We start from the raw sequence: 20,801 nt of genomic DNA on the forward strand, positions 1-20,801 counted from the left end.
TGGCGCCAGCCCACGTCGATGAGGTCGGCCCGTGTCGTCGGTTTCCATCGACCGCCGTGTCAGCCGGCTGAGCGTCAGCGGGGGTGGTCGCCGTTCTTGCTGCTGCAGCGCATCGGGGCGCCGCGGTCGGTGACGCCGAGCGCTCCTTCGTGTCGTGATCGGGCCGCTGTTGCGATAGCCGCCCGGTGCGACCTGATGGGCTGGTGCCGCGACGCCGATCTGCGGACCGAACACACCCTCCGCCGCCCGGCCACTGCTATCCACCCGCACCGAGCTGGGTGGTAAAGCACCGGGCCAGCGGCACGTCGAGCTGACCATGGCAGCCGCTTCACCCACAATCTCGCCGCCTGGGTAGTCGGGCTGCCGGCGGCCGAGAAGGACCAGTACCTGGCCCGAGTCGCGCCCGGCGGCGGGACAGGGGTACAGCTGAAGCTGACACACCGCTTCCGCTGTGACCCCGGCCCGACTACCGCGACATCGCACCGCCGACGGGTGGGCGAACTGCTCGACGAAGCAGCACGCCCGCGCGCCGAACATCGCCGCCGGGAGGAGCCACGCGCCGCCGCGGACCTGGCGCTCCGGGACAAGGAACGCGCCATGGTGTACCAGCGGAGGCTCGAGCAGCTCGCCGCCGAAGACGAGGTGGCATGGTCCGCGGGTCGACGAGCTGATCGGCACCCGCAAACCGTCGGGCCATGACGCGGCGGTCAGTCTGCTCATCGACCTCCGAGACCTCTCCGTCCGTACCACCGACGTCATTTCTTCGCGCCAGGCGCCGAGCAGATCCGGCAGGCCAACGCTCGGAAACCGAGCCTCACCGCGCGCTTGAACCGGGCGGGCCTCTGACAGCACACGATCCCTCGTGCCGGCCATGGCCGGTCGCAGTCGAGAGAGTCTCATGCGATCTTCAACGATGCCGTCGAGGGGCGGCCATCCGGAGGGGACACATGTCCACCGCTGCCAGCATCGGCCGGTCGCTCGACGACCCCGGGGTTGAGTGGCGGCGGTACAGCGGTTGGCGCTGAGAGGCTGTTGGGTAGCTGGATGGTTTCGTAGCGTGGTTGCGTTGGGGTTGGTGGCGTGTCAGCCGTGTAAACAAGATCGTCCCCGCCAAGATCGTGTTGTGTGAGCAACCATGACCTGGGCGGGGACGACCGCCGTTCATCGTATCCGTCGAGCCTGTCTGAACGTGCGTGGGCGCTGGTTGAGCCGTTGATGCCGGCCCGCGACCGCAGCAAGGGCGGCGCCAAGCGTCGCTACGGTGATCGGCTGGTGCTGGATGCGATCTTGTTCGTGGTGCGTTCGGGTTGCCAGTGGCGGATGATCCCGCATGATCTGCTGCCGTGGGACGCCGCGTATCGCTGGTATCGGGCGTGGATCGCCGACGGCACCTGGGATCGGGTTCATGACGCGCTGCGTGACCAGGTCCGGGCTGGGCTCGGGCGTGATGTTGACCCATCGGCGGCAGTCATCGATGCGCAGTCGATCAAGTCCAGCGAGGGCGGGCAGGCGCGCGGGTTCGACGCGGGAAAGCGCACGACCGGCCGTAAACGCCACATCGTGGTCGACACGTTGGGGTTGTTGCTGGTCGTGGTCGTCACCGCCGCCAGCGTCCAGGACCGGCCCGGCGGCAAGGTGGTCCTTTCGCTGCTGGCGCAACGGTTCTCCTCGATTGCGCTGGTGTGGGCCGACGGCGGCTACGCCAATCAGATCGACAGGAGTCTGATCGGCTGGGCCCGCCAGAAGCTGGGCCTGCTGCTACAGATCGTCAAACGAACCGATGACGTGAAGGGCTTTCAGGTACTGCCACGTCGCTGGGTTGTGGAACGAACGTTCGGATGGCTTGTGCGTAACCGGCGATTGGCCCGCGACTACGAGCGCCTCACGCTCCACTCCGAAACCATGATCAAGATCGCGATGATCCGTCTGATGACCCATCGCCTTACCGGCCAACAGATCCGATGGTCCAACCACAACCAGCGACAAGCCGTCCGCCGACTCACCGCCGAAACCCTCATCACAGCGTGATCACCCGCATACCCAACAGTCTCTGAGAGGGATCATGAGGTCGCGGGTCGATGATGCGGCGGCACGTCTGCGGAGTGACCGTGGCGGCATGGGACGAGAAACGCCGATGGACCACGAAGTCGCCGAACGGTCCGCCTTCCTACTGGTCGGAAGGATCCGGCGGGTTGAGGTCTTGTGGACGACGCCGACCGTCGACGTTCTGCGTTGCTGCGTCCAGGCCGCGACCGGGCTGCTGCTGATCTCCGGACACGCCGACCTCGCAACGCTGGCGGTGCTCCAGGCCCCGGCGGGAGGGGCGCGGCGCTGTTCGTCCCGGCCGCCTCCGGGCCGGTGCCCTCGCTGGTCGGTGAGGAGCAGGTGCAGGCGGCGAACGCGCTGCTGGGCCTTGCCGCCATCGTCAACAAGGTGCCGGCGATCTCGGCCGCGGGCGTCTTGGTGGCCACCGTCGACCCGGCGTCACGCTGCTCGCCGACGCGGCGGCGACAAGGCCGAAGCGGACGGCGGCGGCCGTCCGCTTCGGAGGGGTGAGCGTCACGCGATCCCTTGAGGGTTCGCGATGAGCATGCGCCAGCCGTGCTCGGGCGTGTGCTTCAGGACGTTCGTGGCGGTGCCCCGCGACTCGATGCGCTGTCCATCCGGGGTGGTGATCCACAGGGTGTAGTCGACGATGATCAGCGCGATGTCGCCGCGACGGAACACATGCCGGGTGTGGTTGTCCAGATGCGCGTGGGCGGCGATCAGGTTTTTCACCTCTTGTCCGACGAGGTCGTGGCCTTCGACGACCGAGCCGTCGGAGGTGCGCATGGTGGCGTCGGGCTCGTAGAGAGCCAGGAGATGGTCGGCGTCACCGGCGTTGAGCGCGTGGTCGAACGCCGTGGCGAAGTCAGCAGGGTCGGTGATCGTGGTGTCCATCGGAATTTCCTTTCCAGTCACGAGGGCGCGCAGCGTGGCCAGTGAGGTGGCCCGGCCTCCGATGACGAGGTCGCCATCGGTGATGTCGGAGAAGCTGCTCGAACAGCACCCAGTCAACTCCGGCGCGATAGTGCTGCCCGCGAACCCCCGGCCGAGTAGGTGAGTTCGCCGAGTGCGGCGGCGATCCGTTCGGGGTCGTGGTCGCGCAAGGCGGTGTCGTTCGTGGTGATCTTGACTAGGGCCATGTCGGGAGGTCCTTCCGGAAAGTGTCGATGCGCTCGGCGAGCGCATCGGGTCGTTCCAGCGGTAGCAGGTGCCCGGCGTCGGGGATGACGTCGAGACGAGCACCGGGGATGAGGTCGGTGACGTGGCTGCGCATGAGCTCCACCGGCTCCACGCGGTCGTACTCTCCCGCCACGACGAGTACCGGAACGTCGATGCGGGCGAGGTCGGTCGAGACGTCCTCGAGAATCGTCCGTGCCGGCCACGCGCGCTTGGCCGCCGGTGTGCCCGCCAGGCTGTCCACGACGACCTGCTCGCGGGCCGCGTCGGTCAGCGGCGCGTGGCTCAGTACGGCGTCCAGCGTCGCCAGCACGGACTCCCGGCTGTCGTAGGCCGCGGCCATCTGCGCACGAGCCTCGTCGGGCACGGCGACGGGCTTGGCCGGGGCCGGGGCAACGAGGACCACGCCCCGCAGTCCGGCCGGACGGCGCGTGGCGAGCAGTTGCGCGACCTTGCCGCCCATGCTGTGCCCGACCAGGACGTAGTCCCGCAGGCCAAGAGTGAGGAGCACGGTCTGCGCGTCATCGGCGAGGTCGGCCGTCGTGTAGCCGGTTTCGGGTGCGCTCGACTGACCCCAGCCACGGTGGTCGATCGCGACGCAGCGAGCAGTCATGTGGTCGACAACGGCGTCCCAGGTCCGGGTCGATCCGCCCCAGTAGTGCAGGAACACCAGCGCCGGGGTGTCGCCACCGGTGTCCGCGATGTGCAGTGACACCTCGTCGGAGGTGATGTAAGAATCGGTCACGCTTCAACACGCTAGTGACGACCACAGGTGCAGAAGGGACCTCCACCGGTGAAAACGAGACAGGCGATTCGGCGGGTGCCGTTTCAGGCGCCCACGCCGTTCGGCGTCGAGGTGATGTCGATTGCAGAGCTGTGGGCGATGGCCCCGCCTGGTTACCTCGCCGCACCGCAGCGCCCGACCTTCCACCTGCTGCTGCTGGTGACCGGGGGCGCGACCACACACACCCTTGACTTCGAGGAGCACCACCTGACCCGCGGCTGCGCGCTGTGGGTGCGGCCCGGCCAGGTCCAGGTCTTCGGGGAACGGGCCGCCGGTGACCTGGTGCTGTTCGAGTCGGACTTTCTCATCCCCGGCACCCACGCGGCGGCGCTCGCGGACAGCCACTGCGGCCCGGTCACAGTGATCGCGCCCTTCGAACCGGCTCGCCGCGCGCTGCGCCACGAGTACGACCGCGCCCGGAAGCCGACCCTCGTCGCAGCAGAGACGCTGCGCCACCTGCTTTCGGTCCTCATCCTGGAACTCGCACGCGCCGCCCCGGAGCCCACCCCCGATCGCACTGGTCTGGACGCCCGCTTCCGCGCCTTGCTCGAACGCGACTTCACCACCGCCCATGACGTCGATCACTACGCCCGGCAACTCGGCTACACCACCCGCACCCTCAACCGCGCCACCCACACCGCGGTGGGCGAATCACCGAAACAGGCCATCAACCGGCGCCTCGTCCTCGAAGCCCGCCGCCTGCTCGCCCACACCGACCAACCGATCACCCAACTCGCTCACCGCCTGGGTTTCCGCGACCCGTCGAACTTTTCGGCCTTCTTCGTCACCCAGACCGGGCAGTCACCGAGTGTTTTCCGCGCAGGCACCCGACGATGACCGACCGACTCCAGTCCAACCCCGCCGCAGACGGGCGGCCGATCGGCAGCTGCGACTGAGAGGCTGTTGGGTATGCGGGTAGTTGCGCTGCGAGGTGGGTTTCGAGGGTGAGGCGGCGGGCGGCTTCGCGTTCGGTGTGGTTGGACCATCGGATCTGTTGTTCGGTAAGGCGATGGAGCATCAGCCGGATCATGGCGATCGTGATCATGGCCTCGGAGTTGGCGGTGAGTCGTTCGTAGTCGCGGGCCAGGCGCCGGTTGCGCACCAGCCAGCCGAAGGTGCGTTCGACGATCCAGCGGCGAGGCAGCACCTGGAATCCCTTCTTGTCGTCGGTGCGTTTGACGATCTGCACGACCAGCCGCAGCGTGGTGCGCGCCCAGTCGATCAGGCTGGTGTCGACCTGGTTGGCGTAGCCGCCGTCGGCCCATTCCAGTGACACGGACGGGAAGCGTTGTGCAAGAACCGAAAGCCTCCTGCGGCCGCCGGGCCGATCCTGCAGGCTGGCGGCGGTGATCACCACGCCCAGCAGCAGTCCCATCGTGTCGACCACGATGTGGCGTTTACGGCCGGTGGTGCGTGTACCGGCGTCGTAGCCGCGCGCCTGCCCGCCTTCGCTGGACTTGATCGACTGGGCGTCGATCACCGCCGCAGATGGCGAACGATCACGTCCCGCCTGCTGACGCACCCGATCGCGCAGCGTGTCGCGGATACGGCCCCAGGTGCCATCAGCCATCCACGCCCGATACCAGCGGTAGGCGGCGTCCCAGGGCAGCAGGTCGTGCGGGATCATCCGCCACTGACACCCCGACCGCAGCACGAACAAGATCGCATCCAGGTCCGTCATCGATCGGCGTCAAGGGGCCCAAGCAGTACCTGCAGCATGCCACGCATCGGTACCGATCGGCCTTGACCGGCGAGAACTCGGTGAGCCCCCGGTGAAACCGGGACGGTGGGCACGGCGTGGAGTGGACGCCCGGACGGCTACCTCATCCCGTGGAGACATCATGCGTATCCCCAGAATGATCGCCGTACCGGTCGCCGCGGCCGCGATCGCCCTCGCTGCGGGGGCGCCGGCGCTCGCGAAACCGACGAGCCCGAGCCCCAGCGCCAGTCCCAGCGACACCATCAGCGCGAGCCCCAGCCCGAGCGATGGTACGAGCGCAAGCCCAAGCCCCAGTACGTCCGCACCCGACGACAGCTCCAGCCCGAGCCCGAGCCCGAGTACCTCGAGCGAGCCGGGGCCGCAGTTCTCGGTGGAAGGCGTGTTCTCGCCCAACCCGGCGGCGGAGAACACCCGGGTCACGCTTACCGTGACCGTGCGGTACACCAGCGCCGGCGGGCAGTTGACCGTCGACGGCCTCGGCGGCCCGCTGTCGGTGCGGTACACACCGGAGGAGTACGCGTGCGAGATGACCACGTCATCGCGGATGACCTGCCAGGTGCCCACCGACGAAGACGCGGCCGTCTACACCACGACGCTGGTCGTCCGGCACCTGACGCACTCGCCGACCACGCGGTGGGTGACCCTGACCGCGCACAACGACGAGGGCACCGTCTCGACGCGGGTACCGGTGACGCTGGTGTCGTCGAGCGCGTCACCCAGCGGTAGCGCCACGGCCACCCTCACCGCGTCGCCGAGTGCGCCCGCGGCCGGTGGCCTGCCCGTAACCGGTACGTCGTTGCTGCTCGTCGGTGGAATCGCGGCCGTTCTCCTCGGCACCGGCGCGGTCGCCTTGCTTCTTGCTCGACGCCGCCACGTCGGCTGACAGCCGGCGCCGTTGGCACACCGCACCGCGACCAGCCGCCGCCCCGAACCGTCGACAGGCGACGGTTCGGGGCAATGTACGGCGCCCGCCGTAGCCGGCGGGCCCGGCAACCGGTGAGTGGCGACGCTGTCGGCGTAGCGAATGCGGTCAGAGTCGGATGCCGGCACCAACACGGGCTGGAGTGGTCGCTCGAGGGTGATGTGGAGTGTGTTGCGCAGGCGAGCATCCGTCTTGCCAGCCCCGCTGGGGAACGAGCCGCCGTCGACCGGCTGTCACGAACCGGAGGTTGCCTGGCGCACGCCACCGCCCAGAGTCTCGTGCGCGGTGTGGTCGATGCCGGGCAGCACGTAGCAGTAGCCGCCGCCGGACGGCAGGATGGACTTCGACAACCCCCTACCCGCCAGGCGGCGTTCCATGATGACGCACCGGCGGTCCAGATCCTGCTGGAAACACCAAAGGACCAGACCCTCATCCGCCCGCCCCTGACCATCCGGCTCGTTGCGGTGCGAGTACACGCGCTGCAGGATCCGGCGGCTGTCCGTGGCTGGGATTCGCGGCTTCGCCCGGCGGATGTGCGCTTCCAACGGCACCACCACCCGTCCGGTCGGATCGCTGCGATGGTCGAAGGTGGTGTACCGACCCGGCGGGGCGCCATCGGACTTGCGGCGGCCGGTTAACGCCTCGTGCCGGGCCAACGGCTCCGCCTGTCACATCCGTGTCGCGCACCTCGTCGCTTGTCTGCATCTGCTGTAGCGCAACGATGTCACCGACCGTGTGCCGGCAGGCGCCGGCCACGCACACCAGGCCTGCCCGAGCAGGCCACAGCGCACCGATCGGTCACTCGTGCATGCCAGATCATCCTGGTCGCGCGGCCTCAGCCCTGCGACCAGGATGGGAGAACGATGGCGGTGGTCAACGCCGCCGGCGCCGCCGCATCTTGACGGCGATCACGCCCACCACGGCGAGGACAGCGACGGTCAGCCACACTGCCGTTGGCACACCGGACAACAGGCCAATGGCAACCAGCAGGGATCCGATCAACATGGGTGGGCTCCTTCGATGGTCACTGTCGCGACGGCACATCCGTTGATGGCGACGCTACGAACACCGACCCGGGTGTGTCGTCGGTTCGTGGTTGGAGATTGCCCAGGGCAGGGATCCACCCGGATCTCAACCTCCAGCACGAGGACACCCGGCCCGGAAGCCGGCTAGTGTCATCGCCGATCGCCTCAGTGACACGGGATCAGGAGGGTGTGATGGCGAGGATGCATGCCGCATGGCTGCCGGGAGTGCGTCAGGGCGGGCACCGGTGACCGACGTTCTGATCGCGGGCGCCGGACCCACCGGGCTCACGCTGGCCATCGAGCTGGCCCGCCGGGGCGTCGAGGTGCGCATCGTCGACCGAGCTGGCGAGCACTTCCCCGGCTCGCGCGGGAAGGGGCTCACCGCACGCACCCAGGAGGTGCTGGACGATCTCGGTGTCGCCGACGAGGTGCTGCACTACGGGTTCCGGCACCTGCCACACCGGCGATACGTCGACGGTGAGCTGGTTGCCGAGGCCGACCCGCACGCCCAGCGGGCACCCGCCCCGGATCGGCCCTACGACGGCGGGCTGCTGATCCCGCAGTGGCGGATCGAGCGGATCCTGCGCGCGCGGCTCGCCGAGGACGGCGTGCGGGTGGAGCTGGCCGCAGGCGTCGCCGAGTTCAGCCAGTCCGCGGACGGTGTGCATGCGGTGCTGGACACCGGCGAGCAGGTGGCTGCGCGCTACCTGGTCGGCTGCGACGGCGGGCGCAGCACCGTGCGCAAGGCGCTCGGGGTGCGCTTCGAGGGCGAGAGCGGGGAGCAGGCCATGCTGCTCGGGGACGTCGAGCTCGACGGGCTCGAGCCGGACGCCTGGTACCAGTGGACCGTCCGCGGGCGCGGGTTTCTGGCCCTGTGCCCGTTCCGCGACGAGCGGTCCTGGCAACTGCAGGCCGTACCGTTGCGCGATTTCGGCGCGGAGGGCGGCCTCCCCGAGCCGTCGCTGCCGTACTTCCGGCGGATCGTGGACGATCTCGCCGGCGGGCACGGCATCCACCTCTCGACGGCGACCTGGCTGTCCACGTACCGGGTGAACGTGCGGATGGCCGACCGGTTCACGGTGGGCCGGGTGGTGTTGGCCGGCGACGCGGCGCACGTGCATCCGCCGGCCGGTGGCCTCGGCATGAACACCGGCATCCAGGACGCGTACAACCTGGGCTGGAAGCTCGCCATGGTGTGTTCCGGCGCGCGGCAGTCGCTGCTGGACAGCTACCAGGAGGAGCGGCTCCCGGTCGCCGCGTGGACGCTCGGCGTGAGTACCGAGGGGCTGCGCAGGGTCGCATCGCGGTTCGTCGACGGTGGTGGCGCGGACATCACGGACGGCGCGCACCGGGACGGCCAGCAGCTCGAACTCGGCTACCCGGCCAGTTCGCTGTCGGTCGACGGCGACGCCGGGAATGGACCGCGGGCCGGTGATCGTGCGCCCGACGCGCCCTGCGTGGACCGTTCCGGTACGCCACGGCGGCTGTTCGACGCCTTCCGCGGCCCGCATTTCACCCTGCTCGGCTTCGGCGAGTCCTGCGCCGGTGCACTGCGGGACGCCGGTACGGTCCACCGTGGACTCGTCAAGCCGGTGTCGGTCGGTGCGCCGGGCAGCGGCGCCGATCTGGTGGACGTCGAGGGGCACGCGCGGACCGCGTACGGCGTCACCGGGGGCACCCTCGTCCTGGTGCGGCCCGATGGCTACCTCGCGCTGCGCGCGCCCGGCGCCAGCAGGACCGCCGTGCGGGACTACCTGGACCGGGTCGGCGTCAGCCGCAGCGCCTGAGCGCCGAGACGTCGATGTCCAGCAATCGGCGTGGGTGGCGATCACCCGATCGACCCAGTGCGACTCCGCCGTTTCTGACGCCTCCGCCGGCCGGAACCGGCCATGCGGGGCGGGACCGCGACGGGCTCGCCAGCTTCGGCGGCGTGGAAGCTGGCGGCCTGGGTCTGGGTGGATCCCGCGGTCGCCCGCCCCGCGAGGGTGGGCTTCGTCAGCCACAGGCTGGTGACGACGCCGGTGCCCAGGGTGAGGATTCCGGCGGTGCGGAAGGCGTCGTCGAGGCCGGCGCCGAAGGAGGCGCCGCCGGACTGCTGGGCGCGGACGACGGCTCCGAGCACCGCCACGCCGAGCACCGCACCGATCTGCCGGGCAGTGCTGCTGACGCCCGAGGCGAGGCCGCCTTCCTGCGGGCCGACCGACTGGATGGCGGCGCCCGTCAGCGGTGAGAGGGTCAGGGCGAAGCCGGCGCCGACGGCCGCGAGCCGCCACCACACGTTCCCGTAGCTGGTGCTGGCGTGCACGGCGCCCAGCGCCAGCAGTCCCAGGCCGGCCAGGACCAGGCCTGCGGTGACCGCGGCGCGGAAGCCGTACCGGGCGGCCAACCGGCCCGCGTACGGGCTGACGACCACCATGGCGAAGGAGACGGGCAGGGTCTCCAGGCCGGCGCGCAGGACCGAACTGCCTTGGACGTCCACGAAGAACTGGGAGAAGAAGAACGACGAGCCCATCAGCGCGAATCCGACCACGGCCATCGCCGTGTTGGACACGCTGAACAACCGCCGCCGGAACAGCCTCGGCGGCAGCATCGGCGCGGCGCGGCGCGCCTCGACTGCGATGAAGGCGACCAGCAGCACGGCGGCGGCGGCGAAGCTGGTCAGGATCACCGGCGACGTCCAGCCGCGGGCGCCGCTCTCGATCAGCCCGTACGTGAGGACGCCCACGCCGAGGACGGACAGCACTGTTCCCGGCAGGTCGACGGCGGGGGCGGCGGGGTTGCGGGACTCGGCGAGGTGGCGTCGGCCTGCCAGCAGCAGGACCAGGCCGATAGGCAGGTTGACGAGGAAGATCGCGGGCCAGCCGAAGGCGTCTGTCAGTACGCCGCCGGCCACGGGGCCGGCGGCCAGACCGATGCCGCTGAAACCGGCCCACAGTCCGATGGCCCTGACCCGTTCCGACGGTGCGGGATGAGCGGCGGCGAGTAGCGCCAGCGAGGCGGGGCTCAGCGCGGCCGCCCCGATTCCCTGCGCGATCCGGCCGGCGATCAGCCAGCCGAGCGAGGGCGCGAGGCTGCACAGCACAGAGGCGGCGGTGAAGACCGCCACGCCGGCGAGGTAGACCCGCTTGCGGCCGAACCGGTCGGCGAAGACACCGCCGGACAGCAGCAGCATGGCCACGAGCAGGACGTAGCCGTCGACGATCCACTGCAAACCTGTCAACCCGGTGTCCAGCCGCTGCCGCATGTCGGGTAGTGCCGCCCCGACGATCGTGTTGTCGAGCAGCACCATGAACTGGCCCAGGCAGGTCACTGCGAGCAGCACCGCCCGGTTCGGCCGGCTGCCCGTGGCCGCGTGCGGCAGCGTCATTGGGATCCCCTTTCGGTCACACTAATGCAGTCGATGACTGCGTTAGTGCGACTGTAGGGAGACCGACCCGCAAACGCAAGTGAGAACTGCGTTAAGGTGACGGGATGAACGAGCGACAGCAAGCTCGGCGCCGTCCCGGCGGGCGCAGCGCCCGCGTCGGCGCGCAGGTGCACCGGGCCGTCACGGACCTGATCGGCGACCGCGGGTACGGCAACTTCACCGTCGGCGACGTCGCAGCCCGGGCAGGCGTGGCCGACAGCAGCATCTACCGCCGGTGGGGCAGCCTGGAGGCCCTGCTCACCGACGTGGCGCTGACCCGCCTCAACACGCAGTCACCGATGCCCGACACCGGAAGCCTGGCCAGCGACCTTCGCACGTACGCCGCCCAGGTCGCCCGCGAGATCACCGGCCCCGATGGGCCCGTCGTGCTGCATCTGGCCGTCGCGCTGTCCGGCAGTGGCGAACGCGGCGCGCGGGCGGCCGAAGCACTCCGCGACGAACGCACCCGGCAGCTGCAGTCCGTGCTCGACCGCGCCCGCGCACGCGGCGAGGACGCTCCCGAGGCGCTCGACGTGCTGGACCATCTCCTGGCGCCGATGTACGTCCGCGTCCTGTTCGACATGGTCCCGTTCACCCCGGAGTACATCGACGGGCTGGTCGACCGACTGCTCTGACCGCCCACCACGCGCCGGCCCGGCGGCGGCCGCCCCCCGGCGGTCCGGCGGCATCGTGTGGAGCGCCGGCGTCATCCTGCCGGCTCGGGGCGACGGCACCCGACCACCAACCAGCACTGGCGGCCCCGAACCCGGCCGGCCGTTGCGGATCGCTTGTGCACCAGTGATCCCACGGGTCGGGTTGCGGCGCCCGAGCGATCTGCGGCGCCGAGTTCGCCGGCCGCTACACCGTCGCCTTCGGCACCGCCTACCTGCTGCGCCGCTGCTCCGTCTGGCCCGCCGTCGACACCGGACACTCGCCGGCGAGACACCCGGCGCCGGGACAAGTGCCGGTTACGCTGGCCGGGGCCGGCGCGCTGGGCCGCTTGGACGGCCGCCAGGGCCAGTCGAGCCCCCCGTTCTGGACCAGCCACGCGACGACCAGATGCGCGGCACCCTTGGCGATCCGGGCGAACACGCGCACCGCGCCGTCGAGCCATCCGTCAGGTAGGTCCGGAGCGGGCCACCTCGGTCATGGAATCGGCAGATCGGTTCTGGTGGCGATACCGAGTTTGGGAAACGCCTTGTACAAGTGGTTGGCGACGGTGCGGGGGCTGAGGAACAGCTGCGCGGCGATGTCGCGGTTGGACAGTCCCTGCGCGGCGAGTCGGGTGACCGCCTGTTCCTGCGGGGTCAGGACGGTCGTGTTACCCGGATCAGCCGGGGCGACAGCGCCGCCGGCGGCGCCGAGTTCGCCGCGAGCCCGCGCCGCCCACGGTGCGGCGCCGAGGGGTTCGAATACCTCGAGCGCCGCGCGCAGGTGGGTGCGGGCATCGGCCTTTCGGCGGGAGCGGCGCAGCCATTCGCCGTACAGCAGGTGGGTGCGGGCTCGTTCGAATCCGCGGTTGTCGGGTTCGTGCCGCTGGATCGCGGCGCGGTAGAGGTCGTCGGCGTCGCTGTCGCGCGCGAGCATCGCCCGGCAGCGCAGGACCACCGCGTCGAGCCAGGGTTGCCGGACGCGGTCGGCCCACTCGGCCAGGTAGGCGAGGGCGTCGCCGAGGTGCGCCGTTCGACCGAGCCGCGTCGCTGCCTCGATACGGTCGGGGATGCTGCGCCTGCCGGGCAGGTGGTGGCGAGCCGGCGACCGGCTGAGGGCGTCGAGGCGGGAAAGGGCGCGGTCCCAGCGGCCGGATCCGAGGTGCAGCAGACCGTCCGCCCAGTGCGCCCACGCCAGGCCAGGCGCCAGCAGGTCCGGCCCGGGGGCGGCGCGCGCGTCGTCGGAGTAGGCGCGGCATGCCTCGGCGTCACCGCGAAACGCGGCCAGTACGGCGAGCACGCCGCTGAGGTCGGTGGCCAGGGTGTCGTGTCCGGCGGCACGGGCGATGCGTACGCCCTCCTCCGCGGCGTCGCGGGCCGCCAGGTGCTGACCGTGGAACAGCTGCGAGCGTGCCACGCAGGACAGGACGGGCGGTAGCTGGCCGAGCCAGCCTCGTTCCCGGTGGTTACGCAGCATGCGTGTCGCGACGCGGTGTGCCTCGGCGTCCTGTCCGGTCGCTTGGAGAGCGGTGGCGGCGACGAGGATGAGGCCGTCGGGTCCTCCGTACCCGGTGTCGCGTGCTCGGGCGACGAGTTCCGTGAGGCTGTCCGGGCTCGGGTTGTCGACGGCGTCCCGGACGCACCACACCAGCAGTCGTACGACATGCGAGAGCGGGTCGTCGGTCGGCAGCGGAAGGGCGGCGAGGCGTTCGGCAGCGTCGGTGACCGGCGGCGCGCCGAGGTACCAGCCGACGTGTACGGCGTCGAGGAGCAGGTCGGCCGCCCGGCGGGGGTCGTCGGCGGCGACCATTGAGGCGGCGTTGACCAGGAGGCGGCGCGCCTCGGGCAGCGACCCGCGATAGAACGCCGCGGTACCCTGCGCGCCGGCCAGCCGGCTGCGCAGGCCCAGATCCGTGGTGTGGGCAGCGGCCCGGTCCGCAAGGTCGGTCGCGGCTTGGAGATCGCCACCGTTGAGGGCGGCTTCGGCGGCGAGGGCAAGGCGGCCGGCGCGGCGTTCGCCCGGCGGGGTGAGCTGCGCCGCCCGCTCGTGGGCCGACACCGCTGCCGCGTAGCCGCTGCGCGCCGCCGCCGCCTCCGCGCTGCGTTCCAGCTCCGCCGCGATGTCCTCGTCGGGGTCGGTTGCCGTGGCGGCGCGATGCCAGGCACGACGCTCAGCGTCGTCGGGGCCGTCCAGCGTCGCGGCGAGCGCCGCGTGGGCGTCGACACGGTACCGGTGTGGGGCCGTCTCGTAGACCGCTGCGCGTACCAGCGGGTGCCGGAACGTCACGGCGGCAGGATCCGCGCGGACCAGCCCCAGGCGCTCTGCCGGCTCCAGGTCGCCCGGCGCCGCCCCGAGCCGCGCTCCCGCCCGTAGCACGACGTCGAGTTCGCCGGTGTCGTGTGCGGCCGCAACGACCAGCAGTACGCGGGTGGCGTCGGGCATGCTCCGGATCCGGCCGGCGAACGCCTCTCGCAGCCGGTCGGTCAAAGGCAGCGTCGCCGGCAGTGTTCGTACGTCGCTGGCGCGGAGGTCCGCCACGGCGGCGGGCAACTCGGTGATGGCGAGCGGATTGCCACCCGCCTCGGCCAGCACCCGGCGGCGCAGCTCCGGTGCCAGATCATGGACCCGTTCGTCGAGCAGCGCGGCGGCGGCGGACGGTTCCAGGCCACCGAGCCGCAGTTGCGGCAGCTCGGAGCTGGTGACGTCGCTTTCGGTGTCCCGGGCGGCGAACATCATCACGACACCTTCGGCACCCAGCCGGCGCGCGGCGAACACGAGCGCCTGCGTCGACGCGGGGTCGAGCCAGTGCGCGTCGTCGACCAGGCACAGTAGCGGTCCGTCCTCCGCGAGTTCGGACAGCAGCGACAGGACGGCCAGGCCGACGAGCAACCGGTCCGCCGGTTCCTGACCGGGGGCCGCGGTGAGACCGAACACGCGCTGCAACGCGTTTCGCTGCGGCTCCGGCAGGGCGCCGAGGCGATCCAGCGCCGGTCGCAGCAGCATGTGCAGGCCTGCGTAGGGCAGGTCGATCTCGGTCTCGACACCGCTACCGCGCAGTACCCGCCAGCTCGCCGCGGCGTCGGCGGCGTACGCCAGCAGCGTGGTCTTCCCGATGCCCGGTTCGCCGCGGACGACCAGGACACCGCTGGTTTGTTCGTGCGCCCCGGCAAGTAGCCGGTCGATGACCGTCAGCTCGTCGGCGCGTCCGTGCATCATGCGCGCACCGTACCCAGGGTGTCTCATTGCGTCGGAGCCAAGTACTCATGCCGTGACGGATTCGACCGTGCCGATCCACGCTTAGCGTGATGGCCAGCACCGGTAGCGCAGCTCCAGCCCGAACGGGCAGCCGCTGGGCGACCCGTGGGTCTGGACGGACCGGCGAGAGGCCCGGACAGACCCGCCCGATCGACACGAAAGCACAGGAAGGCCCCATGTCGTCACCTGATCCGTTGACCATCCATCCGCTCGCCGCACACCCACGGGTGGTGTTCCTCAAACCGCTGGTCAGCTCGCCGAAGATCATCGTCGGTGAGTACACCTACTACGACGATCCCGACGACGCGACCCGGTTCGAGCAGCGCAACGTGCTCTACGCCTACGGCCCCGAACGGCTGGTCATCGGCAGGTACTGCGCGATCGCCGCCGGGACGCGCTTTCTGATGGCCGGGGCCGAGCATCCGATGCTCGGCGCGTCCACCTTCCCGTTCACGATGTTCGGCGGCGAGTGGGCCGAACGGACTTTGGACATCGTGACCGCGATGCCGAGCCGCGGCGACACCGTCGTCGGCCACGACGTCTGGTTCGGCCACCAGGCCACCGTCATGCCCGGGGTACGCATCGGCGACGGGGCCGTCGTCGCGGCCGGCTCGGTCGTCACCACGGACGTACCGCCGTACACGATCGTCGGTGGCAATCCGGCCCGGCCGATCCGCCAGCGGTTCGACGACGCCGACGTCCAGCGCCTGCGCCGGGCCGCCTGGTGGGACTGGCCGGCCGCCCTGGTCACCGAGCACGCCCGCGTCATCATGGCCGGCACCCCGGTCGACATCGAGCGCATCGCCGTCGAGCACAACCTGGAGCAGAACGCATGACGTCCGTGTCCATCGAGGAGTACGCGGTGCCGGGCGACGGCCCGTACGCGGTCACCGCCGGCCCCGACGGTGCGCTGTGGTTCACCATGGTCGCCGGCAGCAGCATCGGTCGGCTGGCCCCCGGCGAGAGAGCCGTCAGCCATCAGCTCGAACCGGGCTGCGGCCCGACGATCATCACCGTCGGGCCGGATGCCGCGCTGTGGTTCACCGAGTACCAGGCACACCGGATCGGGCGGATCGCCCTCGACGGAACCGTTCGCGAGTTCCAGCTGCCCACCCCGGACTCCGGGCCGTACGGCATCGCCTCCGGGCCGGACGGTGCGCTGTGGTTCACCGAGACCGCTGCCAACCAGATCGGCAGGATCACGCCCGACGGGCAGATCACCGAGTACCCGCTCCCGGTCGACGACGCGTTCCCGTCCGCGATCACCGTGGCGGACGACGGCGCCATGTACGTCACCCTCAACCGGGCCAACGCCATCGGCCGGGTCGAGCCGGACGGCACGGTAAACGTGCACCCGCTGCCCACGCCCGCTGCCGGGCCGGTCGGCATCACCGCTGGCGAGCACGGAACCGCGTGGTTCGTCGAGATCGCGGCCGGCCAGCTCGGCCGAATCGACCCGGACGGCACGATCACGGAGGTCCCGCTGCCCGACCGGACGGCCAAGCCGCACGCCATCACCGCCGGCGGCGACGGCAGGTACTGGTTCACCGAATGGGCGGCCAACCGCATCGGCTCGGTCACCGCGGACGGCCTGATCCAGGTGTACGAGCTGCCCACCCCGGGCGCCGAACCGCACGGAATCACCCTCGGCCCGGACGGCGCGCTGTGGGCGGCGCTGGAGATCGGCGCGCTCGCCCGCATCACCCGTTGACAGCGACCCAGCAGAGGAAGCCATGACGACCGCATCGCGAACGATCGACGCCGAGTTCGAGATCGACGACTGGGACGAGAGCCCCTACCTCGAACCCGCGGAGGGGCCGAAGCTGACCAGGGTCACCATCCGCAAAACCTACCGCGGGGCGCTGGACGGCACCGGCGTCGCCGAGGTTCTCACCGCCCAAGGCGCGGCGGGCGCCGGTTACGTCGCCTCCGAACACATCCAGGCGACACTCGACGGCCGGAGGGGCACCTTCGTGATCCAACACGGCGGCCTCGCGGACGGTACGGACCAGAGCACCTTCGGTACCGTCGTCCCGCGCTCGGGTACGGCAGAACTTGCCGGCCTGGCCGGCCATGCCACCGAGGCCCGACACGGCGTCCTCACCCTCACCTACACCCTCGACGCCGACTGACGCCACCAGTCGGGCCCGGCAGCACACGCCACGCCCCACGGGCCGGACCGGCTGCGAGCGCCCTGGCTGGAGGCGCCCAGCTGGCGTTCGCGGCCATGGTTCCAGGCAGCATCGCGTGCCGGCGGCAGACAGATCGTCATGGCGACTTCGCATCGAAAGGTGGCTACGACCATTCCCACGCCCGTTTCCCAGAAGATCACGCTCTACCCCGCCGAGGGCCGGTTCTTCGGCCCCCGACCCGCCGTGCTCGTGCTGCCCGGCGGCGGCTTCCGGGAACTTCCACCGCACGAGGGCGAAGGCTACGCGCGCTGGCTGTCCGGCCTCGGCATCCACGCCTTCGTCCTGTCTTACCGGCTGCTGCCGAACCGGTTCCCGGCCCCACTCGAAGACGCCCGGGCCGGACTGGACCACATCCGCAACGGCGACCACGGCCTCGACATCGGCAGGGTTGGTGTCATCGGTTCAAGCGCGGGCGGTCAACTCGCCGGCCTGCTCATGACCGGGCAGGTCCTGTCCATCGAGGAAGGCGTCGCCGACCCGCCCCGACCGGACTTCGCGATCCTGGCCTACGCGCTGGCCGACCTCGACCTGCTGCCGCCGCCGGTGGTCGAGAACCTGCTCGGTGACCTGCTGCCCAGCAAGGACGAGCTGTCCCCGGCCAAGCATGTGGACGCGTCGGTGTGCCCCACCTTCGTCTGGGCCACCGCCCAGGACCCGCCGGGCTTGTCCCACGCCCTGGAGTGGACCCGGGCGCTGGCGGCCGCCGCGGTACCGGTGGAGTTGCATGTCTACCCGGGCGGCAGCCACGGCATCGGCCTCGCCGACGGCGTGGAATACGGCGGCGAACCGCACGAGTCCATCGCGCGCGAACCGCACACCGCGTCCTGGACGGCCGCGTGCGCAGCCTGGCTGCGACGGGAGGGTGTCCACGCCGACTGACCGCGTCACCGCCTGGATCGCTGGCCGCAGGTACCCCGATGCCGTGAGCTGCCGCCGGCAGCCCACTCGCCGGTCACGACGCTGGGGTCGCCGGGCCCGGGCAACAACCGACCGCATCGCGGGGAGGTCGCTACGGCATCGGAGCCGCGGCAGCGCGAACAGGGTCAGGCGGCTGCTGAACGGTCAGGCTATGCCGTGGTTGCGGGCGTAGAGGACGGCCTGCGTTCGGTTCTGGCAGCCGGTCTTGGTGTAGATCTGGTTGATGTGTGTCTTGACGGTGGACATCGCCACGTACAGCTGGGCACCGATCTCGGCGTTCGATCGGCCCTGCGCGACCAGAGCCAGCACTTCGCCCTCGCGTTCGGTGAGGCCGTCGGGCAGTGCGGCGTGTCGTGCTGGACGGCCCTGGGGCGACGGTTGCCGGCTGGCCGACTCCACCAGCCGGGCGATCGCCGCAGTGTCCACAAGGGAGTGCCCGGAACCGGCGGCGTCGAGCGCGCGCCGGATGTCGGCCACCGTGGCGTTCTTGGTCAGGTACCCGGTGGCTCCGGCCGCCAGCGCCGCGGTCACCGATTCGTCGTCGACGTAGGTGGTGAGCACCACCACGGCGGTGTCGGGCCGGCGCTGGCGTAGCGTGCGGGTGGCCTCGACACCGTCCATCCCTGGCATGCGCAGGTCCATCAGCACCAGGTCGGCCGAGTGCCGCTCCACCAGTTCGACGGCCTCGGCGCCGTCCTGTGCCGTGCCCACCACATCGACATCGTCCATGGCGCCGAGGATGGTCTCCAAGCTGTCGCGGATGATGCGCTGGTCATCGGCAATGACGATCCTGCGAGGGCCGCTGTGCATCAGATGTTCCGCTCTGTCGACGAGGTCGGGAGAGACCGCGGTGGGGCACCGGTCGGGAGGGACGGTACCTGGGCGACGACCTGCCAGCCGTCGTCGGGCACCGGCCCGGCCCGCAGCCGACCGCCCACCAGCAGCAACCGTTCCCGCATGCCTTGGAGGCCGAAGCCGCCACCGGACGCGCCGATTCTGGTATCGCCGGTGCGCACTGCCCGGCGGTTCGAGACGGTCAGCATCACCCCGTTGGGATCGACGATCAGACCGATGGTGACCGGCGCTCCGGGCGCGTGTTTGTGCGCGTTGGTCAGCGCTTCCTGCGCCACCCGGTACAGCGCCAGCCCGACCTCCACCGCGATCGCGGTGTCCGGACCGGAATGGCGGAAGGTGGCCTGGTGCAGTGCCGCCAGTTCCGCCAACCGCGCCGGCAGCGGGGTCGGGTCTTCGCGCAGCGCGTGGACCGCGTGCCGCGCCTCGTCCAGGCCCTCCCCCACCAAGCGGTGACTGATCTCGATCTCCTGGCGCAGGCGGGCCACGTCGACGCCGGACGCCACCAGCGACTCCAGCGCGGTCAGCTTCATCGACAGCGCACCGAGCGTGTGCGCCAACACGTCGTGAACTTCCCGCGCCATCCGGTTGCGATCTTCGGCGAGTTGGGCCTCCCGGCGCGCGAGGTCGGTGCGCTGATCGGCTGCCGCGACCCTGGCGGCCTGCCGGGTACGCAGGATGATCTGTCGCCGGCCGGTGGAACTGAGCAACCCCGCCAGGCACGCCACCGCCACGACCAGCAACCGCCCGGGCAGGTCGCCGTGCGCTGCGGCGGCAGCGACGAAGCAGACCGGGCCGACACCGGCCAACAGCGCGGCGGTGCCGAGGTCGAACGACAGGGCCGCTCCGCTGGCCGCGACCGCCGCGAACACCACCGCGTTGACGGTGACGGCGCTGGCGACGCCACCGCCGACGGCCATCAGAACCAGGGCTCCCGGCAACAGCCAGCCGCCGGGCTTGGCCCACAGCCACCCCAACCAGCCGACCACGGCGAGCGCGATACCCACGCCCGCGCAGGCCGCCCAACCGGGCGCCGGGTGATGCATGCCGGCGACGCTGGCGGCGACCGTAGCGGCCAGTGCGGCCAGACCGGCGCTGACGCGCACCACGTGGTGCGGGATCAGGTCGACCAGCCCGATGTCGGAACGGCGCAGCCCCGCCAACCGGCGCGGGCCAGGGCGGGGCGGCGCTGCGGTCACGTGCACGGGCTCGTCACCGTCGGGTGGCCGCAGAAACGTGGGTGCCATCGGGTTCCAGTATGGCCGGCTGCGCCGCCGGCACGGCCGATGCCGACCGTGTGGCGACGTAGGCCCGCCCCACCAGCAGGGCGCTGCGGGCGATCCCCATCCCGAACGAGAGAAAGATGAACGCGTTCGCCAACGCGTCCGGGCTCAACTGGTGCGCGGCCATGAACGTGCCCATCGCGGCCGGGAAGATGTGCTCCGAGGCGTACGCGAAGGCCAGGCGGCCGACGCTGACCGCCGCCCAGATCACCGCGTAGCCGATGCCGCATCGGCTCATCATGGCGGGTACCGCGGGGCGGTGGGTCAGCCGAGCCAGCCACCCCCGGTATCGCGGTTCATGCTCGATCGAGACGAAGGCACCCGACACCGACACCGCTCCGATGCCGAGCCCGAGCACTGCCCCCGCACTCTGCAGGATCACGCTGTTGCCGCTTGTCGGGACGCTCGTGAAGAAGAACGGGGCGATCGCCGCGACGCTGATCACGGGGCGCAGGACCCGAAACCATCCGATCTTGCGTCGGCCCAGGTCCGACTCCAGGGTCACGGCCAGAACGATGACTTGGATGAGCACGGTGCTTGCGGTCATGGCCCCATCGTCGGGCGAGCGGCC

At 70.9% G+C, this 20,801-nt stretch carries 21 protein-coding genes; 11 read left to right on the plus strand and 10 right to left on the minus strand.

Annotated features, from left to right (window positions below; all coding sequences use genetic code 11):
* Window positions 1-492: 492 nt before the first annotated feature.
* The 3 genes from Athai_RS23075 to Athai_RS23085 all read left to right on the plus strand — a co-directional run bounded on the left by Athai_RS23075 (window position 493) and on the right by Athai_RS23085 (window position 2,556).
* Complete coding sequence (locus Athai_RS23075; protein WP_203963425.1) at window positions 493-699, plus strand: hypothetical protein; 207 nt, start codon at window positions 493-495, stop codon at window positions 697-699.
* A 441-nt stretch (window positions 700-1,140) separates the two neighbouring features.
* On the plus strand, window positions 1,141-2,028 hold the full coding sequence (locus Athai_RS23080; protein WP_239157458.1) for an IS5 family transposase: 888 nt from the start codon (window positions 1,141-1,143) through the stop codon (window positions 2,026-2,028).
* A 330-nt stretch (window positions 2,029-2,358) separates the two neighbouring features.
* Window positions 2,359-2,556 (plus strand): hypothetical protein, encoded by a 198-nt coding sequence (locus Athai_RS23085; protein ID WP_203963426.1) that lies wholly within the window; start codon window positions 2,359-2,361, stop codon window positions 2,554-2,556.
* A 3-nt stretch (window positions 2,557-2,559) separates the two neighbouring features.
* On the opposite strand, the gene Athai_RS23090 is transcribed toward Athai_RS23085, so the two are convergent.
* Together Athai_RS23090 and Athai_RS23095 are read right to left on the minus strand one after the other, a co-directional pair.
* On the minus strand, window positions 2,560-2,940 hold the full coding sequence (locus tag Athai_RS23090; RefSeq protein ID WP_203963427.1) for a YybH family protein: 381 nt from the start codon (window positions 2,938-2,940) through the stop codon (window positions 2,560-2,562).
* A 235-nt stretch (window positions 2,941-3,175) separates the two neighbouring features.
* Window positions 3,176-3,937 (minus strand): alpha/beta fold hydrolase, encoded by a 762-nt coding sequence (locus tag Athai_RS23095; RefSeq protein WP_239157112.1) that lies wholly within the window; start codon window positions 3,935-3,937, stop codon window positions 3,176-3,178.
* A gap of 78 nt (window positions 3,938-4,015) precedes the next feature.
* Between Athai_RS23095 and Athai_RS23100 the strand changes: the two genes are divergently transcribed.
* Window positions 4,016-4,843 (plus strand): helix-turn-helix domain-containing protein, encoded by an 828-nt coding sequence (locus Athai_RS23100; protein ID WP_203963428.1) that lies wholly within the window; start codon window positions 4,016-4,018, stop codon window positions 4,841-4,843.
* Here the strand turns inward: Athai_RS23100 and Athai_RS23105 are convergent.
* Complete coding sequence (locus Athai_RS23105; RefSeq protein ID WP_203963429.1) at window positions 4,791-5,687, minus strand: IS5 family transposase; 897 nt, start codon at window positions 5,685-5,687, stop codon at window positions 4,791-4,793. The two genes, Athai_RS23100 and Athai_RS23105, sit on opposite strands and share 53 nt — an antisense overlap.
* Before the next feature lie 160 nt (window positions 5,688-5,847).
* On the opposite strand from Athai_RS23105, the gene Athai_RS23110 reads away from it, so the two are divergent.
* A complete protein-coding gene (locus tag Athai_RS23110; RefSeq protein ID WP_203963430.1) occupies window positions 5,848-6,609 on the plus strand; it encodes a hypothetical protein in 762 nt (253 codons plus the stop codon).
* Between the two features lie 272 nt (window positions 6,610-6,881).
* Here the strand turns inward: Athai_RS23110 and Athai_RS23115 are convergent, their stop codons facing one another.
* Both Athai_RS23115 and Athai_RS34880 read right to left on the minus strand, forming a co-directional pair.
* A complete protein-coding gene (locus Athai_RS23115; protein ID WP_203963431.1) occupies window positions 6,882-7,304 on the minus strand; it encodes a Dyp-type peroxidase domain-containing protein in 423 nt (140 codons plus the stop codon).
* 217 nt (window positions 7,305-7,521) lie between these two features.
* Window positions 7,522-7,653 carry a hypothetical protein gene (locus tag Athai_RS34880; protein WP_275422530.1) on the minus strand — a complete coding sequence of 44 codons (132 nt, stop codon included), beginning with the start codon at window positions 7,651-7,653 and terminating at the stop codon, window positions 7,522-7,524.
* Between the two features lie 265 nt (window positions 7,654-7,918).
* On the opposite strand from Athai_RS34880, the gene Athai_RS23120 reads away from it, so the two are divergent.
* Complete coding sequence (locus Athai_RS23120) at window positions 7,919-9,460, plus strand: FAD-dependent oxidoreductase (RefSeq protein ID WP_203963432.1); 1,542 nt, start codon at window positions 7,919-7,921, stop codon at window positions 9,458-9,460.
* A gap of 41 nt (window positions 9,461-9,501) precedes the next feature.
* Here Athai_RS23120 and Athai_RS23125 read toward each other — a convergent pair whose 3' ends face one another.
* Window positions 9,502-11,040, minus strand: coding sequence for an MFS transporter (locus Athai_RS23125; RefSeq protein WP_203963433.1), 1,539 nt, complete (start codon window positions 11,038-11,040; stop codon window positions 9,502-9,504).
* Between the two features lie 104 nt (window positions 11,041-11,144).
* Here Athai_RS23125 and Athai_RS23130 point away from each other — a divergent pair, with 104 nt between their 5' ends.
* Window positions 11,145-11,714, plus strand: coding sequence for a TetR/AcrR family transcriptional regulator (locus tag Athai_RS23130; protein ID WP_203963434.1), 570 nt, complete (start codon window positions 11,145-11,147; stop codon window positions 11,712-11,714).
* Window positions 11,715-12,225: 511 nt separating this feature from the next.
* Here the strand turns inward: Athai_RS23130 and Athai_RS23135 are convergent.
* Window positions 12,226-14,946 carry a helix-turn-helix transcriptional regulator gene (locus Athai_RS23135; protein WP_203963435.1) on the minus strand — a complete coding sequence of 907 codons (2,721 nt, stop codon included), beginning with the start codon at window positions 14,944-14,946 and terminating at the stop codon, window positions 12,226-12,228.
* A 215-nt stretch (window positions 14,947-15,161) separates the two neighbouring features.
* Between Athai_RS23135 and Athai_RS23140 the strand changes: the two genes are divergently transcribed.
* From Athai_RS23140 to Athai_RS23155, 4 genes are all read left to right on the plus strand, one after another.
* The gene (locus Athai_RS23140) at window positions 15,162-15,821 is read left to right on the plus strand and encodes a CatB-related O-acetyltransferase (RefSeq protein ID WP_203963436.1); all 660 of its coding nucleotides are present in this window, start codon (window positions 15,162-15,164) and stop codon (window positions 15,819-15,821) included.
* On the plus strand, window positions 15,818-16,696 hold the full coding sequence (locus Athai_RS23145) for a Vgb family protein (RefSeq protein ID WP_203963437.1): 879 nt from the start codon (window positions 15,818-15,820) through the stop codon (window positions 16,694-16,696). Before Athai_RS23140 ends, Athai_RS23145 begins: the two co-directional genes overlap by 4 nt.
* A gap of 22 nt (window positions 16,697-16,718) precedes the next feature.
* A complete protein-coding gene (locus tag Athai_RS23150; RefSeq protein ID WP_203963438.1) occupies window positions 16,719-17,117 on the plus strand; it encodes a DUF3224 domain-containing protein in 399 nt (132 codons plus the stop codon).
* Between the two features lie 159 nt (window positions 17,118-17,276).
* Window positions 17,277-18,056: an alpha/beta hydrolase gene (locus tag Athai_RS23155; RefSeq protein ID WP_239157113.1), complete on the plus strand. Its 780-nt coding sequence runs from the start codon at window positions 17,277-17,279 to the stop codon at window positions 18,054-18,056.
* Between the two features lie 183 nt (window positions 18,057-18,239).
* Here the strand turns inward: Athai_RS23155 and Athai_RS23160 are convergent, their stop codons facing one another.
* From Athai_RS23160 to Athai_RS23170, 3 genes are read right to left on the minus strand one after another with little or no spacing between them, the layout of a single operon-like run.
* Window positions 18,240-18,905 carry a response regulator transcription factor gene (locus Athai_RS23160; protein ID WP_275422531.1) on the minus strand — a complete coding sequence of 222 codons (666 nt, stop codon included), beginning with the start codon at window positions 18,903-18,905 and terminating at the stop codon, window positions 18,240-18,242.
* The gene (locus tag Athai_RS23165) at window positions 18,905-20,194 is read right to left on the minus strand and encodes a sensor histidine kinase (protein ID WP_203963440.1); all 1,290 of its coding nucleotides are present in this window, start codon (window positions 20,192-20,194) and stop codon (window positions 18,905-18,907) included. The genes Athai_RS23160 and Athai_RS23165 overlap by 1 nt, the downstream gene beginning before the upstream one ends.
* A complete protein-coding gene (locus Athai_RS23170; protein ID WP_203963441.1) occupies window positions 20,160-20,777 on the minus strand; it encodes a hypothetical protein in 618 nt (205 codons plus the stop codon). The genes Athai_RS23165 and Athai_RS23170 overlap by 35 nt, the downstream gene beginning before the upstream one ends.
* Window positions 20,778-20,801: the final 24 nt, after the last annotated feature.

This window comes from Actinocatenispora thailandica, assembly GCF_016865425.1.
Classification (GTDB): domain Bacteria; phylum Actinomycetota; class Actinomycetes; order Mycobacteriales; family Micromonosporaceae; genus Actinocatenispora; species Actinocatenispora thailandica.

Bases quoted from the DNA above. Each gene is read 5' to 3' on its own strand.
- Athai_RS23090 (WP_203963427.1), bottom strand. From the start codon at position 2,940: ATGGACACCACGATCACCGACCCTGCTGACTTCGCCACGGCGTTCGAC.
- Athai_RS23105 (WP_203963429.1), bottom strand. From the start codon at position 5,687: ATGACGGACCTGGATGCGATCTTGTTCGTGCTGCGGTCGGGGTGTCAG.
- Athai_RS23110 (WP_203963430.1), top strand. From the start codon at position 5,848: ATGCGTATCCCCAGAATGATCGCCGTACCGGTCGCCGCGGCCGCGATC.
- Athai_RS34880 (WP_275422530.1), bottom strand. From the start codon at position 7,653: ATGTTGATCGGATCCCTGCTGGTTGCCATTGGCCTGTTGTCCGGTGTG.
- Athai_RS23125 (WP_203963433.1), bottom strand. From the start codon at position 11,040: ATGACGCTGCCGCACGCGGCCACGGGCAGCCGGCCGAACCGGGCGGTG.
- Athai_RS23130 (WP_203963434.1), top strand. From the start codon at position 11,145: ATGAACGAGCGACAGCAAGCTCGGCGCCGTCCCGGCGGGCGCAGCGCC.
- Athai_RS23135 (WP_203963435.1), bottom strand. From the start codon at position 14,946: ATGATGCACGGACGCGCCGACGAGCTGACGGTCATCGACCGGCTACTT.
- Athai_RS23140 (WP_203963436.1), top strand. From the start codon at position 15,162: ATGTCGTCACCTGATCCGTTGACCATCCATCCGCTCGCCGCACACCCA.
- Athai_RS23145 (WP_203963437.1), top strand. From the start codon at position 15,818: ATGACGTCCGTGTCCATCGAGGAGTACGCGGTGCCGGGCGACGGCCCG.
- Athai_RS23150 (WP_203963438.1), top strand. From the start codon at position 16,719: ATGACGACCGCATCGCGAACGATCGACGCCGAGTTCGAGATCGACGAC.
- Athai_RS23160 (WP_275422531.1), bottom strand. From the start codon at position 18,905: ATGCACAGCGGCCCTCGCAGGATCGTCATTGCCGATGACCAGCGCATC.
- Athai_RS23165 (WP_203963440.1), bottom strand. From the start codon at position 20,194: ATGGCACCCACGTTTCTGCGGCCACCCGACGGTGACGAGCCCGTGCAC.
- Athai_RS23170 (WP_203963441.1), bottom strand. From the start codon at position 20,777: ATGACCGCAAGCACCGTGCTCATCCAAGTCATCGTTCTGGCCGTGACC.